Source organism: Yimella sp. RIT 621 (assembly GCF_004146205.1).
Taxonomy (GTDB): Bacteria; Actinomycetota; Actinomycetes; order Actinomycetales; family Dermatophilaceae; genus Yimella; species Yimella lutea.
This window is the reverse complement of sequence record NZ_SEIP01000020.1, coordinates 23,720-41,510: the sequence shown is the minus strand read 5'-3', so window position 1 is coordinate 41,510 and position 17,791 is coordinate 23,720. Positions and strand designations below refer to the sequence as shown.

The following is a 17,791-nucleotide window of genomic DNA, read 5'->3' as shown; positions in this document are numbered from 1 at the left end:
GAGTTTGGGGAATCGGTGATCGCACCGGTAACCTTGTGTGTCGGTCTGCGTCGTCCTTGACGTGGTCCGAACCGAGCAGTACCACCACCCATGACTCACCACGAAGATCGCCGAGCCGACATGCACCTCGACCCGCGTAACCCGCTCGTCCTTGACACCAAGGAACTGGGGCGGCGTCCGGGGCACATGGCTCAGATCGAACGTGATGTGCCGGCGCCCGATCTCTTCGGCAACGAGGTGATCGAGATCGCGCAGGGCGAGCCGATCGAGCTCGACCTGCGCATTGAGTCGGTGATGGAAGGGGTGCTGATCTCCGGTTCGGCCCGTGCCACGGCGACCGGTGCTTGCGTGCGGTGCTTGGAACCGGTCCACGAACCTGTGGATGTCGAATTCCAGGAGCTGTTCGCTTACGCCGACCGCGCGGCCCACCACAACCAGGTGGCCGGCGACGACGAGGACATGCACGTTCTGGACGGCGATCTCGCCGATCTGGAGCCGATGTTGCGGGATGTGGTGGTGCCTTTGCTGCCCTTCCAGCCGGTGTGCCAGGAAGACTGCCCGGGTCTGTGCTCCGAATGCGGAGTGCGCCTGGCGGACGACCCGGACCACCATCATGAAGTGATCGATCCCCGATGGTCGGCGCTGGCCGGTATGGCCGACGCCGAGAACGACGAGAAGAGGAACTGACGTGGCTGTCCCGAAGCGGAAGATGTCGCGCTCCAACACCCGTTCGCGCCGTGCGAACTGGAAGACGACGCCGGTCGTGACCACGACGTGCCCGAACTGCAGCGCCCTGGCCCAGCCGCACATGGCTTGCCCGGCCTGCGGCACCTACAAGGGTCGTCACTACAGTGCCGCGGAGCAGACCGCTCACCAGGCCTGAGACACCCGGTCGACGTGGCTTCGTCGAAACGGGCTGCCTCTGCGAAGGCTTCGCAGCGGCCCGTCGGTGACCTTTCCGCCCTGCTCGCGCAGATCAGCGGAACGGACATCGACGAGCCGCTGCTTCTGCGTGCGCTGACGCATCGGTCGTACGCGTACGAGAACGGGAACCTGCCGCACAACGAGCGCCAGGAGTTCCTCGGCGACGCCGTGCTGGGGTTGGTGGTCACCGAAGCGCTGTATGTCACCCACCCTGACTTGCCCGAGGGGCAACTGGCGAAGTTCCGCGCCTCGGTCGTCAACGCGCGTGCGCTCGCCGGCGTCGGCCGCGCTCTGGAGTTGGGCGAGTACATCCTGCTCGGACGCGGCGAGGACACCAGCGGCGGACGCGACAAGGACTCGATCCTGGCCGACACCGTCGAGGCAGTCATCGGTGCTGTCTACCTGTGCGGAGGCATCGAGCCGGCACACCGCCTGGTGCACCACATGGTCGACGACCTGATCGAGCAGGCTGCGGATCTCGGCGCCGGTCTGGACTGGAAGACCTCCCTGCAGGAACTCGCCGCCGGCCACGAACTGGGCTCTCCGTCCTACCAGGTCACCGATGAGGGCCCCGACCACGACAAGGTGTTCACCGCATCCGTCCTGGTGGCCGGTGAGGTGCTCGGCACCGGAGTGGGTCGCAACAAGAAGTCCGCGGAGCAGGTCGCCGCCGAGGCAGCGTGGAAGACGCTCAAGGCGCGCACCTCCGCGAAACCCGCCACCGAACTCGAGCGGGACGTCGAGCTTGCCTGAACTGCCTGAGGTGGAGGTCGTCCGCCGCGGGGTCGCCGATCACGTGGTCGGGCGACGCATCGAAACGGCCGAGGTGCTCGGCTCGCGGGTGGCGCGCCGCCACCAGGCCGGACCGGCCGCGCTCGCTGCTGCGCTCACCGGCGTGCGGGTGGTCTCCGCCCGCCGACGCGGCAAGTACCTGTGGATGGATCTGGACGACGGGCAGGCGCTCGTCGTCCACCTCGGCATGAGCGGCCAGTTGCTCGTCGAGGATCCCGATGCGCCGCGGGAGAAGCACTGTCACGCGCTCTTCGGACTCGACGACGGCAAGCAGTTACGGTTCGTCGACCAGCGCACCTTCGGTGGGCTCCAGCTCGTCGAGATGCTGCCGGATGATCACTCGAATGCGTTGATTCCCAGGGTCATTCGGCATATCGCGCCCGACCCACTGGAGTCCGCGTTCGATCTCCGGCAGACCGTCACCCGGATGCGGCGCAAGCACACCCAGATCAAACGAGCCCTGCTCGATCAGACTCTGGTGTCCGGCATCGGCAACATCTACGCCGATGAATCCCTTTGGCGCACAAGGCTGCACGGTGAGCGCTTCACGGACAGGGTGCCGGCGAAGGTCGCCACCGAACTGCTCGGACATGCCACCGACGTGATGACCGCGGCGCTCGCGCAGGGCGGCACGAGCTTCGACTCGCTCTACGTCAATGTCAACGGTGCCAGCGGTTACTTCGACCGGTCGCTGGACGCCTACGGCCGGGAGGGCAAGGAGTGTCACCGGTGCGGTGCGCTGATGGTGCGCGAGCAGTTCATGAACCGCAGTTCGTTCTCCTGCCCGGTCTGTCAGCCCCGGCCGCGCCGGCAGGTGGGCCGACAGGTGGTTCGTTCGGGCCGCAACGGCCGTTGACCCGGGCGGCTGTGCCACGATGTGAGCCATGGGGAGACTCTCAAGGGGAGTGACGACCGTGCCCGTGATCGTGGCGTTCGCGCTTGCGGCGAGCGCCTGCGGCGGTTCGCACGACGCGGGCAACTCCGCGCAATCGCCGCAGGCACCGAACCTGTCGACCACGGCGACATCAGGCAGCACCGGCGACACCGGCAGCAGCGCGGGTGGTGGCGGCTGTTCCGGGGAGCAGGTCGGCTCGCTGCCCGAAGCGACGAAGTGGGGCAACACCGCCAACTTCGAGCTGAGGGACAAGCGCTACGCACTCAACGTCTCGGCGCCCACGGCGGGCGCGACGACCGACAGCAAGCAGCGGGTGGTTGCGAAGTTCGGGGTGCTGGTCAAGGACGAGTATGTCGCCACCTTCAACAGTGGAGTGATCAGGCTGGTCGACGAGGGCGGACGACTGTGTGACGCCGCGACCGTGCCGCCGATGAAGGCAGTGGCTGCTGGGAAGGTGCAGTACGACTCGCTCATGTTCGACGTGCCCGAGGCGGTCGGCACCGACGTGCGCGCTGTGGTGCTCGACGGCTCGGGCAAGGCGGTGGCGCTGTTCGCGCCGACCGGAGCCACCGACGCAGCGGCCGACCCGACGGCGTGCACCGGCACGAAGACCGCCGTCCCGGCCGGAGCGACCACGCTCGCGTTCGGCAAGCCGCACAACCTGATGAGCGACGGACGGGTGATCGCCACCGTCACCGTCGCCGCCCCCGTGAAGCGGGCCGGCAGCGCCGGCGAGCCGACCGACTTCGTCGACGTCAAGGTGACGGTGTCGACCCAGTGGCTGGCCTCGCTCGGACGCAGCGACTTCGTGCTGACCGGTGGCGGACGCCGTTGCCCGACCGACCCGGCGGACAAGATCAAAGCCTCCGCACCGCTGCTCGTGACGCCCGACGAGCCGAGCCAGGAGACCCTTGCGTTCGCCGTGCCGAAGGGATCGAGCATCGAGACCTTTGCGATGCAGTACGCCGACACCGGCTCGAGCGCCTACACCCCGCCCGCCGTGTGGAAGTAGCCGCTCGCGCCGGGCATCCTGTCGGGGCCGACGGTTAGGGTGGCGCCGTGACCATCACCGCTCTCGAACTGCCCACCGACGACGCCCACGACTGGTTGACCGACCGCTGCGACGGGGCGCTCGACGACGCCCGCACCCTCGTCGAGCGGCTCAAGCAGGGCACGGTCACCGATGTGCTGGCCACCTGGAACGCCGTCCAGATCGAGCTGGGTAACGCCGCCGCGGCGGCGTCGCTGTTCTCCGAGGTGCACCCCGACGCGGGCGTGCGGGAAGCAGCCGACGAGGCGGCGCAGCGGGTCGACGACTACTCCACCGAGCTCGGCCTCGACGGCGAGTTGTTCGCGATGCTCGACAAGGCCGAGCCGGGCGACGACCCCGACGCGCAGCGCCTGCTCGACCTCACCCGGCGCGACTTCCGTCGTGCCGGCGTCGACAAGTCCGACGTCGACCGCGAGCGGCTTCGCGAACTGGCCCGTGCCGAGCTCACGACCGGTCAGCAGTTCGCCAAGAACATCCGTGAGGGCGTGCGGTCGATCGCCGTCCGCCCCGAACAACTGGCCGGCATGCCGCAGGACTGGCTCGACGCCCACCCGGCCGGGCCCGACGGCACCATCACGGTCACCACCGACTACCCCGACTCGGTGCCGCTGATGACCTTCTGCGCCGATCGGGGTGTGCGCGCCGCGATGACGCACGAGCGCAACAACATAGCGTGGCCGGCCAACGATGCCGTGCTGGCGCAGCTGTTCGGCCTGCGACAGGAGCACGCCGCGCTGCTCGGGTACGCCAACTGGGCCGACTTCGATGCCGAGGTGAAGATGATCGGTGAGGGCAAGGAGATCCGTACCTTCATCGACAAGATCACCGACGCCGCGAACGACCGAGCGCTCGCCGACAAGCAGATCCTGCTCGATCGACTGCACCAGGACCACCCGGACGTCGAGGACGTCACTGCCGTCGACACGGCGTACTACTCGGAATTGGTGCGCAAGGAGCAGCACGACGTCGACGCGCAGCTGACCCGCACCTACTTCCGGTTCGACCGCGTCCGGCAGGGCCTGCTCGACGTGACCGGTCGGTTGTTCGGCCTGGAATGGAAAGCCGTCCCGGAGGTCACCGTGTGGCACGCGGACGCCACCGGCTACGACGTCCTCAAGGACGGCGAACACATCGGCCGCATCTACCTCGACCTGCACCCGCGCGAGGGCAAGTTCAAGCACGCCGCACAGTTCACGCTGGTGAGTGGTGTCGACGGTGTGCAACTGCCCGAGGGAGTGCTGGTCTGCAACTTCAGCCGCGGACTCATGGAGCACGACGAGGTCGTCACGCTCTTCCACGAGTTCGGTCACCTCGTTCACCATGTGGTGGGCGGTCAGGCACAGCAGTGGAACCGCTTCTCCGGCGTCGCCACCGAGTGGGACTTCGTCGAAGCACCGAGCCAGATGCTCGAGGAATGGGCATGGGACGCAAGCGTTCTCGCGACGTTCGCCACCAACGACGAGGGCGAGCCGATCCCGGCCGACCTGGTCGCACGCATGAAGGAAGCCGACGAGTTCGGCAAGGGCTTCATGGCGCGGACGCAGATGTTCTACGCGGCGGTGTCCCTCGGGCTGCACGTCGACCGGCCCGAGGACATGACGTCCTATCTGCAGCAGACGCAGCGCAAGTACTCCGTCTTCCCGCCGTTGCCGGACAACCACTTCCACTGCTCGTTCGGCCACCTCGACGGATATGGCTCGGGTTACTACACCTACATGTGGTCGCTGGTCATCGCCAAGGACATGTTCAGCGCCTTCGATGCCGGCGACCTGTTCGACCAGGACGTCGCGACCCGCTACCGGGATACGGTGCTCGGCATGGGCGGACGCAAGGACGCTGCTGAACTGGTGCGCGACTTCCTCGGACGCGATTACACCTTCGACGCCTACGCCGACTGGCTCGAAAAGTGATAGAACTCCGCTCCGCCAAGGAGCTCGAACAGATGCGTCCGGCCGGTCGGCTCGTCGCTGAGGTGCTCACCGCGCTGCGGGAGAAGGCGGACGTCGGCGTCAACCTGCTCGAACTGGATGCGTTGGCGCACAAGATGATTCGGGACGCCGGGGGAGAGTCGTGCTATATCGACTACCACCCGAGCTTCGGGGCGAGCCCGTTCGGCAAGGTGCTGTGCACCAGCGTCAACGACGCGGTGCTGCACGGTCTGCCGCACGACTACGTCCTGGCCGACGGTGACCTGCTCAGCGTCGACTTCGCGGTGTCGGTCGACGGGTGGGTGTCGGACTCGGCGCTGTCGCTGGTCGTCGGCACGCCCCGAGCACAGGACCTTCGTCTGATCGAGACGACCGAGAAGGCGCTCGAAGCCGGCATTGCAGCGGCGACTGTGGGTAACAAGCTCGGCGACATTTCTGCGTCCGTCGCAGAGGTCTGCAAGGCAGCCGGCTACCGGGTGAACACTCAGTTCGGTGGACACGGTGTCGGCCGCACGATGCATGGCGAACCGCACGTGCCCAACGACGGTCGGCCCGGTCGCGGACTCAAGCTGCAGCCGGGGCTGGTGATCGCGATCGAACCATGGCTGATGGAGTCGACCGACGAGATCTATACCGATGAGGACGGCTGGACGTTGCGCAGTGCCGATGGTTCGCGGGGCGCGCACAGCGAGCACACCGTTGCGGTCACGCAGGACGGCCCGCTGGTGCTGACCGCCCGGGGCTGAGTACCCGCACCGGACTGCGGACGTCAGCTGTCGCGCCGGCTCTCGATGGCGTGGAACGCCTTGCGCAGCAGTGCGTTCAGTTCCCGCAGTTCCTCGACCGACAGGCCGTCGAGCATCCGGACATCTTCACCGGACCAGCGGTTGGCGATGCGCTCCCAGGCCTCGCGGCCCTTGGCGGTGATCTCGACGATGACACTGCGGCGATCATCGGTGTCGGGGGTGCGGGTGACCAGACCGGAACGTTCCAGCTTGTCCAGACGCCCGGTCATGCCCGCGCGGCTCACGCCGGCAAGATCGGCCAGTTGGGCTGGGGTGGAGCGCGGACGCCCCTTGGTCTGGCCGCCGACCAGCACGTGCAGCGTCATGTACTCATCCAGTGAGAGCGGGTCGTTCTGGAGCACCTCGCGCAACCGGCGATCCGACTCGTTCTTCAGGCGCACGACTCGGTTGAGGACCCCTTCGGTCTCTCGATCACGTCCGTCGTCGTCGCTGAACATGGCGGACCAGACGTCCAGGTGGGCGTCGGTCGAGTCGGTGATTCGTTCTTGGTGCACGAGCGCACAGTACCCGGCGCCTCACCCGTACGGACCAGTCACCGAACCGATGTTCGAGGGGTGGACGCCTGGTGACTGCATGGTCACCGCGCCCGCTGATCGAATCCCATGGACAAGGAACGCTCGTACCGAACCGTCCTCGAACCGCTGGTTGAGCCAGGTGTCCGACGGAGGTTTGTACTGAGTTGTCGCTTCATCGCTGGTTGAGCCGGGCGCCCGACGGAGGTTTGTACTGAGTTGTCGCTTCATCGCTGGTTGAGCCGGGCGCCCGACGGAGGTTTGTACTGAGTTGTCGCTTTACCGCTGGTTGAGCCAGGTGTCCGACGAAGGCTTGTACTCAGCCGTCGCTTCACCGCTGGTTGAGCCATGCGCCCTACCGAGGTTCGTGCTGAGCCGTTGCCTCACGGCTGGTCGAGCCATGCGCCCGACGGAGGTTTGTACGGAGTTGTCGCTTCGCCGCTGGTTGAGCCATGCGCCCGACGAAGGAGGGCGCATGCGCCGAAACCCGGTGACCATGATCGGATTCCTGACCGCACGGGCTGAGTTCATGAAGCGTCGTGTTCGGAGTCGGGGTAGGTGATGTAGGTGCGGCCGGTGCGGGAGGTCCAGGTGCAGACTCCGTCGTCGCTCATCTTGTAGTCCCAGTGCTTCTTGGTCTTGGCGTCGTGGTGGTGACGACAGAGCGCGGCGAGGTTGTGCCCGGCGGTGGGTCCCTTGGGGCCATTCGATGACGTGGTCGATGTCGCACCTGATGGCGGTCCTGGTGCACATGGGGAACCGGCAGGTTTTGTCGCGTTGCTGGACGAACTGCCTGATCCGCGGCGTGGGCTCGTACGCGGTTGTCGAGGTTTCGCAGGTGACTCCGGTGTCGGCGTCGACCAGTGCTCGGGTGAGGCGGCAACCGAACTGCTCGATCAACGCGTCGAGCACCTCGGGCCGGATGAACCCGATCCCGGCGATCCGTGCCCACCCGGTGGTGTAGCAGTGGTCCGATTTCCTTGCTGTTGAGCCGGATTCGGGACCGGAAGCACCGGAAGCGCCGGAAGCGCTGGGGGTGTTGGTGGGCTGATCGGTGGTGTTCGGGCCGCGTGGGGACGTGGTGGATTGTCCGGGTGGTGGTGACCCGTCGTCCGGGGACGCCTCGGGCTCGCGTTCCGGGTCGCCGGTGGCACGTTTCGTTGCAGCCGTGGCGGCCTGTTCCTCACGTTCCTCGCGCACGACAGGGACCTGGATGACGACCTGGTAGGCCACGTCGGCGCCAGCGGTGACGAGGTCGTGCAACGCGCCGAGGCGCAGTTGTCCGAGCGTCGGCTTCGAATCTCCGGTGTCGCTGCTCTCACTCGGGGATGGGTTCTTGGACCGTTGATCAGCGAGTTGGTCCACGGCTCCGTAGATGCGGGCGATCTGGTCGGCGGGACCGACGGCGCACAGCTCGGCCATCCCGGCAATGTCGGAGGGACGAACCCAGACACCGGTGGCTTCTTCGGCTTCTTTGACCCGCGCCTTCTTCGCGGCTTCTTCCTCCCACTGGGTCACCAGTGCCCGTGCGGCGCTCTTCACCTTCAGGTAACCCCAGGTGTCGAAGCCTTTGGTGTCGAGCAGGTGCTGCTCGACCCGGTGAGAGGTTTCGGGTGAAGCGCTCACCAACTCCGAGGCAACGAGGGACACCTTCCAGAACGGGATCTCCCCTTCCACCGCCGCGGCGAGCAGCCCGGGCGTTTTGGTGCACGTATCGATGGAGTTGCTCATCTTGCTCGACGCGGTGCGGGGTGCCATCTGACAGGCAGCCGCCAGGTCGGTGTCGGCGAACGACGCCTGATGACCGAGCGCATGCTCGACCCTGGCAGTGACACCGGTGTCGGAATCGACCAACTCCTCGTCGATCGCGGCGTACCGCGCCATTGCCATGGCTTGGACGGCTTGGGAGATCGATGCCAACTGGGTGGAACCGGTGACTGCTTTCTCGAGCATGCGATGGTCATCGACATCGACAGGCCGAGCGGTGGCGACGGACCCGGTGTTGCGCACGGCGTCAGATTCGAGCCGGTGAAACGCTTCCCGGGACATCCGGTTCGCGAACGTCAGCATCTCCGCAGGTGAACCCAACGCGTTCAGAAGCTGGATCAACAAACGCTGCTTCGGGTCTGAAAGCGCTTGCAGCAGAACGAATTCCACCGGTGAGACCGGTTCGTAGAACTCGTAGCTGATGGCCATGAAGAAACTCTAGGCGGGACCACCGACAACCTCCGTCGGTGAGCCGACGGCATGGTCGCGCAGGTTTGATCTGTGTCTCGACGCACCTACTCGGACGGCAGGATCTCCGGTCGCAAAAGGCGCCGTGCGTTGAGTACCTCAAGGCCCAAGAGGCGTCCCTGAGCGTCAACGTCCAGATTGACGATTCCGTCGATGCTGACGCCACCGACGGGCACCGTCAGGACGGCCTCTCCAGGATGGATCACGTCGGCGAAACAGAAGTAGGCAGCGTCGGCGTCGGCGTCGTACCTGACGCGAATCGGAGTCATCAGAGGAGTCTGTCCGAAGCCGATGGCCTCGGGGAAGATCATGTCGCGATCGTTCCTGTCCGCGGCATCACCGCTGATCGCCGCGGTGACGAACCCTCGTGCCGGTAGGCTGACCGAACCCGTAGCCCGGCCGGAGGATCCTGAACTCGTGTACGTCAAGAGCCTGACCCTGAAGGGCTTCAAGTCCTTCGCCTCGGCCACCACGATGAAGCTCGAACCGGGCATCACCTGCATCGTCGGCCCCAACGGGTCCGGCAAGTCCAATGTCGTCGACGCACTCGCGTGGGTGATGGGCGAGCAGGGCGCCAAGAGCCTTCGCGGCGGCAAGATGGAAGACGTCATCTTCGCCGGCACCCCCAACCGGCCGGCGCTCGGTCGGGCAGAGGTCTCGCTGACCATCGACAACTCCGACGGTGCGCTCCCGATCGACTACACCGAGGTGACGATCACCCGGACGATGTTCAAGGGCGGCGGCTCCGACTACTCGATTAACGGCACGAGCTGCAGACTGCTCGACATTCAGGAACTGTTGTCCGACAGCGGTATCGGCCGCGAGATGCACGTGATCGTCGGACAGGGCCAGCTCGACACCGTCCTTCGTGCGACCCCCGAGGAGCGTCGTGGGTTCATCGAGGAGGCCGCCGGCGTCCTGAAGCACCGCAAGCGCAAGGAGAAGGCGCTGCGCAAGCTGGAGCAGATGGAGGGCAACCTCACCCGCGTCCGTGACCTCACGACCGAGATCCGCAGGCAACTCGGACCGCTCGGTCGTCAGGCGGAGACGGCACGCAAGGCGGCGATGATCCAGGCCGATGTGCGCGACTCCCGGCTGCGTCTGCTCGCGGACGACCTCGTCCAGCTGACGACGACCCTCGAGCAGGAGGTCGCCGACGAGACCGCGCTGCTGGAGCAGCAGAAGCGAGTCCAAGAACGTCTCGCTGCCGCTCAGCGGACGCTCGGCGAGCTGGAGGCCGAGGCCGAAGCCGCTGCCCCTTTGCAGTCGAAGATCCAGGACCAGTGGTTCGCGCTGTCCTCGCTGAAGGAGCGGGTCGACGCCACCGCGAGCCTCGCCGCCGAACGAGTGCGACTGCTCGCCGACGACGATGCTCATGAACAGCAGCAGGGCTCGGGTCGGGACCCGGAGAAGCTGAAGGCTCAGGCCGCGGCCGCCCGCGAGGAACTCGCGCGGCTCAACGATCAGATCGAGCAGGGCCGTCGTGCGCTGGACGAGGCCGTGCAGCGGCGTGGCGATCTGGAGAACGCCCACACCGCAGAGCAGCAGCGGCTGACCAAGCTTGCCCGCGCAGCCGCCGACCGCCGCGAGGGGTTGGCCAAGCTGGAGGGCCAGGTGTCGGCCCGTCGCAGCCGGATCGAGGCGGGGGAGGCCGAGCTCGGACGAATGGCCTCCAATGCCCAGGAGATCGCGGATCGCATCGCCGGTATCGAACGCGATCACCGCGAACTCGAATCCACGGTCGCGCAGGACGAAGAGGGCGAAGAAGGGCTCGACGCCGCGTACGAGGACGCCGAGACGCGTCTGGCTGCGGCCGAGGAGGAACTCGCCGGCGCGAAACAGCGGCTCGCCGATGCCGAGAAGGAACGCAGCACCTACCAGGCCCGTGTCGATGCGCTCGAGATGAGCCTGACCCGCAAGGACGGCGCCGCACATCTCATTGAGATCGGTGCGGTGCGCGGTTCGCTGACCGAACTGCTGCAGGTCGAGTCCGGCTACGAAGCGGCGATCGCCGCCGCGCTCGGGTGGGCCGCGGACGCGGTCGTCGTCGACGACCTCGAAGCCGCGGCGTCTGCCGTCGATCGGCTGCGGCAGGACGACGCGGGCCGGGCAACGCTGTTGCTCGCGTCCGGATCGAAAACCGTTGACGTGCAGTCGATCTCGTTGCCGGACGGCGCGCGGTGGGCCATCGATGTGGTGTCCGCGGACGACGGCCTGCGTACGTCCGTCGCCCATCTGCTCGCCGGTGTTGCCGTCGTCCCCGACGCTTCCTCGGCCAAAAGACTTGCGGCTCAGGATGTTTCGTTGATCGCGGTGACTCAGGAGGGCGACGTCTTTGCGGCCGGGTACGTGCGTGGCGGGTCGACTGCTGCACCCTCGCTGCTCGAGATCCAGGCCGCCGTCGACGAGAGTCGCGAGAAGGTCGAGACCGCCAAGCGCAACGGTGAGCAGGCCCAGTTCGCCGTCGAGAAGTCGCGCGCCGCCGTGCAAGAGATCCAGGCTGAGCTGGACGCCGCGCTCGACCGGTTGAACGCGTCCGATGCCCGTCTGTCCTCCGTGGCCGAGCAACTCAGTCGTCTGGGACAGGCGCTGCGCAACGCCCGTTCGGAACAGGAGCGTCTGGTGACCGGGCGGGCCGGCGTCGAACAGAACCTCGCCACCGCCCGCACCGAGCTCGAAGAACTGCAGCAGCGGCTGACCGCTGCGCAAGAAGCGCCGCAGGAGCAGGAACCCACCACCGACGAGCGCGATCGGCTCGCCGCGGAAGCCGCCGCTGCTCGCAGCCGCGAGACCGACGTCCGGCTCGGTTTGCGCACCAAGGAGGAGCAGGCCCGCTCGGTCTCCGGTCGTGCCGACGGACTGGAAGCCGCTGCGCGATCGGAGCTCGAAGCTCGCGAGAAGGCGCGCGTGCGCCGCGAACGCCGTGCCAGTGAGGCGGCGACCGCACGCACCGTGCAGACTGCCGCCGTCGAACTGGCCGGGCGCGTCACCGCAGCTCTGTCGATCGCAACCGGACGCCGCGCCGAGGCTGACCGGGCCCGCACTCAACGTGACCAGGCGCTCGCCACGCAGCGCAAGGACGTCACCGCGATCAATGACGAACTGCGCGTACTGACCGACACAGTCCACCGTGATGAGGTCGCTCGCGCGCAGCAGCGCCTGCGCATCGAAGCCCTGCAGACCAAGGCCGTGGAGGAACACGGGATCGATCCGGAGGTGCTGGTCGAGGAGTTCGGGCCGCACCAGTTGATCCCGCACGTGCCCGGTCCGGACGACGATCCGGACGATCTGCCGGAACCGAAGCCCTTCGTCCGCGAGGCGCAGGAGAAGCGGCTGCGCTCCGCCGAACGCAAACTCGGACAGCTCGGACGGGTGAACCCGCTCGCGCTCGAGGAGTTCGCGGCGCTGGAGGAGCGGCACAAGTTCCTGGTCGAGCAACTCGAGGACCTGCGAACCTCCAAGCGCGACCTGCTCGACATCGTCGACGAGGTCGATCGCCGGGTCGAGGAGGCGTTCGCGAGTGCCTTCCGCGACACCGCCGCGCAGTTCGAGGGAGTGTTCTCCCGACTCTTCCCCGGCGGCGAAGGCCGACTCATCCTGACCGACCCGGACAACATGCTGACCACCGGACTCGAGGTGGAGGCGCGCCCGCCGGGCAAGAAGATCAAGCGGTTGTCACTGCTGTCGGGCGGCGAGCGGTCGCTGGTCGCCGTCGCGCTGCTGGTGTCGATCTTCAAGGCGCGCCCCAGCCCGTTCTACATCATGGACGAGGTCGAGGCCGCCCTCGACGACGCCAACCTCGGACGCCTGATCACGCTGTTCGAGGAACTGCGTGACTCCAGCCAGCTCATCGTCATCACCCACCAGAAACGCACCATGGAAGTGGCCGATGCGCTGTACGGCGTGTCCATGCGTGGGGACGGTGTGACCAATGTGGTGAGTCAGCGGATGAGTGACGTGCGGCCGGCCGACGAGGCCGCCGCGGTGTGAGATCCGGCACAAAACACGTCGTTCACCGGAATTTCGCCGAGAAACGGTGTTTCGGATTCGGGTTTGTGCGGGTCGTTCGGTCACCATGGAGACATGCTCTGGTTGATCCTCGCGCTGGTCGTCTGCGTAGCCCTCGCCTCCGCCGTTCTCGGCATGGTCGCCGTGCCTGCCCGTCGTGAGGGTCGGCCTGTCCTGACTCAGCGTGGCGAACACCTGGTGACCACCGTCTCGCAGACCACCGACAAGGTCAGCACCAAGGCCAAGGGAGCCACCGACGGCGTCGTCAAGACCGTCAAACGGGAGCGCTCGCAAGCCTGACCTGCACATTTTGCGAGTTCGTCTCGCACGATGACCCGGGGGCGACACGATGTCGGCCCCGTTTGTCATGATGGGCGCGTGGATCAGCTCTGGGAAATCCTTGTCGTTCTGACCGTCGTCCTCCTCGGAGCCGTCGGTCTCGCCGTCGCCTTCCTTCGCGGCAAGGCAGGCAAGACCAAGGAACTGCCGCCGCAGGAGCCGCCGCCCGCAGCGAAGGATGCGCCGCAACGCAAAGCGAACACCTACACGCCGAGCAGCACCGCCAAGATCGACACCAGCAAAGGGTCGACCGCCACCGCGCCGCCGCCGGCGGACACCGACGAGCGCGACGAACCGCCGGTCCGCTCGGCCGAACCGAAGGAGAAGGTAGCCAACCGCGGCGGCACGGCCGTCGAGGAAGCGCCCGCTCCGGTCGAGCCCGCGCCTGCGCCCCCCACCGAACCGTCGATCGAGGAGCCGGAATCCGCCCGTGGTCGCATGACCCGGTTGAGCTCCCGGATGGCCGCATCCAACAGCGCCATGGGCAAGGGACTGCTCGGCGCCTTCTCCGGCGGCGGCAAGCTCGACGAGAGCGTCTGGGAAGAGGTCGAAGACATCCTGCTGGGCGCCGACCTCGGCGTCGAAGCCACCACCGAACTCGTCGACAACCTCAAGAAGCGGGTCAAGACCGAAGGATCCGCAAGCCCCGAGCAGTTGGAGATGTGGCTGCACGAGGAACTGCTGAAGCTCGTCGACCCGACGATGGACCGTCGCATCGCGGCCAGCCGGGTCGGTGACCGTCCCGCCGTCGTGATGGTGGTCGGCGTCAACGGCACCGGCAAGACCACCACGGTCGGCAAGCTCGCGCGCGTCCTGGTTGCCGAGGACAAGGAGGTGCTGCTCGGCGCCGCCGACACCTTCCGCGCCGCAGCGGCCGACCAGCTCGAGACCTGGGGTGCCCGCGTGGGCGTGGCTACCGTCCGCTCCGAGAAGGAGGGCGCCGACCCGGCTGCAGTCGCCTTCGACGCGGTCAAGGCTGGTAAGGACGAGGAGGTCGACGTCGTCATCATCGACACCGCCGGTCGCCTGCACAACAAGGTCGGCCTGATGGACGAGCTGTCGAAGGTGAAGCGAGTCATCGAGAAGCAGAGCCCGATCGATGAGTGCCTGCTGGTGCTCGACGCGACGACGGGTCAGAACGGCATGCGTCAGGCGCAGGTGTTCGCGCAGGCGGTCAACATCACCGGCGTCGTGCTCACCAAGCTCGACGGCACCGCGAAGGGCGGCATCGTGGTGCTCGTACAGCGTGAACTCGGGGTGCCCGTCAAGCTCGTCGGCCTGGGCGAAGGTGCCGACGATCTCGCCCCGTTCGACCCGAAGGCGTTCGTCGACGCCGTCCTCGACTGATCGGCGCCAGGGCACTCTTCGTGCATGAGGGCACTCCGGATACGGAGTGCCCTCATGCACGAAGAGTGACCTCGGCGTCCGACCGGAGAGCGCGGTGTGCAATCGGAGGAAGATCATCGCGCCGTGCCTGCTGGGGAAAGTTGCTCGTGCGTCAGCCGGTCGTCGGCGACGAGGGGATCGTTCAACATCCAGCGGACGGCAGTGACACCCGCGTCTCCGACACGCAGCGCGGTCGCCGATCTGGCTGAGCCCCAATCGATTCCGAACAGGGCGCGGGCATAAGGCGGGAGCGACGCGAGTGCGCCGTTGAACAGCGCCGCATGTCCGAGGAGTCCGGTGCGATCCAGGCCGGCGGGTCGGCGTAGGTAGGTCAGTACGTCCAGAGCGTCAGGGCCCGCTTCCAGCAGCGGACGGTAGGAGGCGAGGACGTCGGTGAGTTCGGCTTCCGAGCGCGGGGCAGCAGGCACACCGATGCCCTCGGCGGCGCGGGCGGTCTGCGCGACGTAACGGTCGGCGTCCAGCGGATCCGCGTGGCCGAAGCGGCGGTAGGCGTCCAAGAAGCTGTCGATCTCGGCGCAGTGCACCCACAGCAGCAGATCGGGATCGCTCGCGGTGTAGTGCCGACCGTTCGGTGCGACCCCGGTGATCATCGAGTGCACCTTCGTCACCCGTGCCATCAGCCGCTCGGCATCCGGCACCGGTCCGTAGGTGGTCATCGAGATGAAGGTGCTGATCTGCTGCAACCGACCCCATGGATCCTCGCGGTAGGTGGAGTTCTGGGCGACTCCCGCCATCGCGACCGGGTGCAGGGCCTGGAGCAGCAGGGCACGCAGGCCGCCGAGGAACATCGAAGCGTTCGCATGAACCTGCCAGATCGGGTCGTCCGGGGTGAACCAGCGCGGCCCAGGCGCTCCCCAGATCGTGCGAGCCCGGGCGGTCGCGTCCGCGCCACCGGTACGCGAGCGCAGGTCGACTGCCGCCTTGTGGCGCACCTCGTCGCGCACCCTGATGACGGCCTGCCACGGGGAAAACATGGGTCCCAGTATCGGTACTGAGCCATGAAACGAGGTGTTTACGGGGCCGCAGAACATGTCACATGGATGAAACACGACGACGCATCGGGCGAAACCGCGGCCGCACAAGGTAGTTCGTCATGAACACCTACACCGCCCTGACGCAGGTCGCGGCGACGACACCACTCGACACGGGCAACACGGCCTGGATGTTGATGGCGGCGTCACTCGTCCTGTTCATGACCATTCCAGGCTTGGCGCTCTTCTACGGCGGTCTCGGCCGTTCCAAGGGCGTCCTCAACATGATGATGATGTCGTTCGGTTCCTTCGGGCTCATCGGCATCCTGTACGTGCTGTACGGCTACTCGATGTCCTTCGGCACCAAGGACATCGGCGGCCTGTTCGCCGGGCCCTTCGAGTTCTTCGGCCTCAAAGGCTTGATCCCCGGTGAGCCGGGCGCTGAGACGATCACCAGCGCCGGCATCCCGGCCCTCGTCTTCGTCGGCTTCCAGTTCACCTTCGCCGCCATCACCGTCGCCCTGATCAGTGGCGCGATCGCCGACCGCGTGAAGTTCAGCACCTGGATGGTGTTCAGCGCCCTCTGGGTCACGCTTGCCTACTTCCCGCTCGCCCACATGGTGTGGGGTGGGGGATTGCTGTCTGGTTCGGAGAGCGGCATTGCGGCCAAGCTGTTCGGCACCACCGACGGTGCGGCCACGGTCGCCCCGATCGACTTCGCCGGTGGCACCGTCGTGCACATCAACGCCGGTATGGCCGGTCTGGTGCTCGCCCTCCTGGTCGGCAAGCGCATCGGGTTCGGACGCCAGCCGATGCGTCCGCACAACGTTCCGTTGGTCATGCTCGGTGCCGGAATCCTGTGGTTCGGCTGGTTCGGTTTCAACGCAGGCTCCGCGCTCGGCGCGAACGAGTCCGCCGGTCTCGCATGGATCAACACGACCGTCGCCACCTGCGCCGCGGTACTCGGCTGGCTCCTGATCGAGAAGGTCCGTGAGGGCCACATGACCTCCGTCGGTGGTGCGTCCGGTGTCGTGGCCGGTCTGGTGGCCATCACCCCGGCGTGCGGCAACGTGACCCCGCTCGGCGCCATCGGCATCGGCCTGATCGCCGGAGCACTCGCGGCACTCGCGGTCAGCCTGAAGTACAAGTTCGGGTACGACGACTCGCTCGACGTCGTCGGCGTCCACCTGGTCGCCGGTCTGTGGGGCACGGTCGCCCTGGGCATCTTCGCCCGCGGCACGGGCCTTGCCTACGGGGAGTGGAAGCAGCTCGTCGTCCAGATCGTCATCGCGCTGGTCGCCCTCGTCTACACCGCCGTCATCACCTTCGTCATCGGCTTCGCGCTGAAGAAGACGATGGGTTGGAGGATCGACGAGGACGACGAGATCGCCGGAATCGACACCGCCGAACACGCTGAATCTGCTTACGATCTGGTCGGATTCGGCAGCGGCAACCGCATCGGGCAGAGCCGTCCGGAGAAGGACGCTCGCCACCACAACGAAACGCAGAAGGCAGGAGCGCAGGCATGAAGCTCGTCACCGCCATCATCAAACCCTTCAAGCTCGATGAGGTGAAGGAAGCCCTAGAGGCGTACGGCGTCGCCGGGATGACGATCAGTGAGTCCAGCGGTTACGGCCGCCAGCGTGGGCACAGTGAGGTCTACCGTGGCGCGGAGTACACCGTCGACTTCGTCTCCAAGCTGCGCATCGAGGTGCTCGTGGAGGACATGGATGCCCACAGCGTTGCCGAGGTGATCGTGAAGTCGGCCCAAACCGGACGGATCGGTGACGGAAAGGTGTGGATCATGCCGGTCGAGGACGTCGTCCGCGTGCGCACCGGCGAACGCGGCGAAGCAGCCTTGTGAGACCTCCGGGTGGCCCGCGTCCCCCAGCGCGGGCCACCCGGTGAACACTTGCTTCAGGG

The 17,791-nt window shown here is 66.9% G+C and carries 16 protein-coding genes; 12 read left to right on the top strand and 4 right to left on the bottom strand.

Translation table 11 applies throughout. The features are described 5' to 3' along the window. Positions 1 to 90: 90 nt before the first annotated feature. Genes EU513_RS14950 through map form a run of 7 tightly spaced genes read left to right on the top strand, consistent with a single transcriptional unit; the run spans position 91 to position 6,336 of the window. The gene (locus tag EU513_RS14950; protein WP_240796078.1) at positions 91 to 687 is read left to right on the top strand and encodes a DUF177 domain-containing protein; all 597 of its coding nucleotides are present in this window, start codon (positions 91 to 93) and stop codon (positions 685 to 687) included. A 1-nt stretch (position 688) separates the two neighbouring features. Continuing rightward, a complete protein-coding gene (gene rpmF, locus EU513_RS14945) occupies positions 689 to 883 on the top strand; it encodes a 50S ribosomal protein L32 (RefSeq protein ID WP_129627494.1) in 195 nt (64 codons plus the stop codon). Positions 884 to 897: 14 nt separating this feature from the next. Beyond that, positions 898 to 1,677 (top strand): ribonuclease III, encoded by a 780-nt coding sequence (gene rnc / locus EU513_RS14940; protein WP_129627491.1) that lies wholly within the window; start codon positions 898 to 900, stop codon positions 1,675 to 1,677. Continuing rightward, on the top strand, positions 1,670 to 2,572 hold the full coding sequence (gene mutM / locus EU513_RS14935; RefSeq protein WP_129627488.1) for a bifunctional DNA-formamidopyrimidine glycosylase/DNA-(apurinic or apyrimidinic site) lyase: 903 nt from the start codon (positions 1,670 to 1,672) through the stop codon (positions 2,570 to 2,572). The genes rnc and mutM overlap by 8 nt, the downstream gene beginning before the upstream one ends. Before the next feature lie 49 nt (positions 2,573 to 2,621). Beyond that, positions 2,622 to 3,623, top strand: a complete 1,002-nt coding sequence (locus EU513_RS14930; RefSeq protein ID WP_129627483.1) for a hypothetical protein — start codon at positions 2,622 to 2,624, stop codon at positions 3,621 to 3,623. 47 nt (positions 3,624 to 3,670) lie between these two features. Continuing rightward, positions 3,671 to 5,572, top strand: coding sequence for a M3 family metallopeptidase (locus tag EU513_RS14925; RefSeq protein WP_129627480.1), 1,902 nt, complete (start codon positions 3,671 to 3,673; stop codon positions 5,570 to 5,572). After that, a complete protein-coding gene (gene map / locus EU513_RS14920) occupies positions 5,569 to 6,336 on the top strand; it encodes a type I methionyl aminopeptidase (protein WP_129627477.1) in 768 nt (255 codons plus the stop codon). Before EU513_RS14925 ends, map begins: the two co-directional genes overlap by 4 nt. Before the next feature lie 23 nt (positions 6,337 to 6,359). Here the strand turns inward: map and EU513_RS14915 are convergent, their stop codons facing one another. The 3 genes from EU513_RS14915 to EU513_RS14905 all read right to left on the bottom strand — a co-directional run bounded on the left by EU513_RS14915 (position 6,360) and on the right by EU513_RS14905 (position 9,454). Next, positions 6,360 to 6,890, bottom strand: coding sequence for a MarR family winged helix-turn-helix transcriptional regulator (locus EU513_RS14915; protein ID WP_129627474.1), 531 nt, complete (start codon positions 6,888 to 6,890; stop codon positions 6,360 to 6,362). A 297-nt stretch (positions 6,891 to 7,187) separates the two neighbouring features. Next, positions 7,188 to 9,104, bottom strand: coding sequence for an HNH endonuclease (locus EU513_RS14910; RefSeq protein ID WP_129627470.1), 1,917 nt, complete (start codon positions 9,102 to 9,104; stop codon positions 7,188 to 7,190). 86 nt (positions 9,105 to 9,190) lie between these two features. Further along, positions 9,191 to 9,454, bottom strand: a complete 264-nt coding sequence (locus EU513_RS14905; protein ID WP_205744810.1) for a DUF2283 domain-containing protein — start codon at positions 9,452 to 9,454, stop codon at positions 9,191 to 9,193. Positions 9,455 to 9,560: 106 nt separating this feature from the next. On the opposite strand from EU513_RS14905, the gene smc reads away from it, so the two are divergent. The 3 genes from smc (at position 9,561) to ftsY (ending at position 14,837) form a co-directional block, all read left to right on the top strand. Then, entirely contained in the window at positions 9,561 to 13,133 is a 3,573-nt protein-coding gene (gene smc, locus EU513_RS14900) for a chromosome segregation protein SMC (RefSeq protein ID WP_129627467.1), read from the top strand. A gap of 93 nt (positions 13,134 to 13,226) precedes the next feature. After that, the gene (locus EU513_RS14895) at positions 13,227 to 13,451 is read left to right on the top strand and encodes a hypothetical protein (RefSeq protein ID WP_129627464.1); all 225 of its coding nucleotides are present in this window, start codon (positions 13,227 to 13,229) and stop codon (positions 13,449 to 13,451) included. Between the two features lie 30 nt (positions 13,452 to 13,481). Beyond that, positions 13,482 to 14,837, top strand: a complete 1,356-nt coding sequence (gene ftsY / locus EU513_RS14890; protein WP_129627461.1) for a signal recognition particle-docking protein FtsY — start codon at positions 13,482 to 13,484, stop codon at positions 14,835 to 14,837. A 113-nt stretch (positions 14,838 to 14,950) separates the two neighbouring features. Here ftsY and EU513_RS14885 read toward each other — a convergent pair whose 3' ends face one another. Further along, on the bottom strand, positions 14,951 to 15,871 hold the full coding sequence (locus EU513_RS14885) for an oxygenase MpaB family protein (protein WP_168990307.1): 921 nt from the start codon (positions 15,869 to 15,871) through the stop codon (positions 14,951 to 14,953). Positions 15,872 to 15,990: 119 nt separating this feature from the next. Here EU513_RS14885 and EU513_RS14880 point away from each other — a divergent pair, with 119 nt between their 5' ends. Together EU513_RS14880 and EU513_RS14875 are read left to right on the top strand one after the other, a co-directional pair. After that, positions 15,991 to 17,397, top strand: a complete 1,407-nt coding sequence (locus EU513_RS14880) for an ammonium transporter (RefSeq protein ID WP_240796076.1) — start codon at positions 15,991 to 15,993, stop codon at positions 17,395 to 17,397. Continuing rightward, positions 17,394 to 17,732, top strand: coding sequence for a P-II family nitrogen regulator (locus EU513_RS14875; RefSeq protein ID WP_129627455.1), 339 nt, complete (start codon positions 17,394 to 17,396; stop codon positions 17,730 to 17,732). Before EU513_RS14880 ends, EU513_RS14875 begins: the two co-directional genes overlap by 4 nt. Positions 17,733 to 17,791 lie beyond the last annotated feature (59 nt).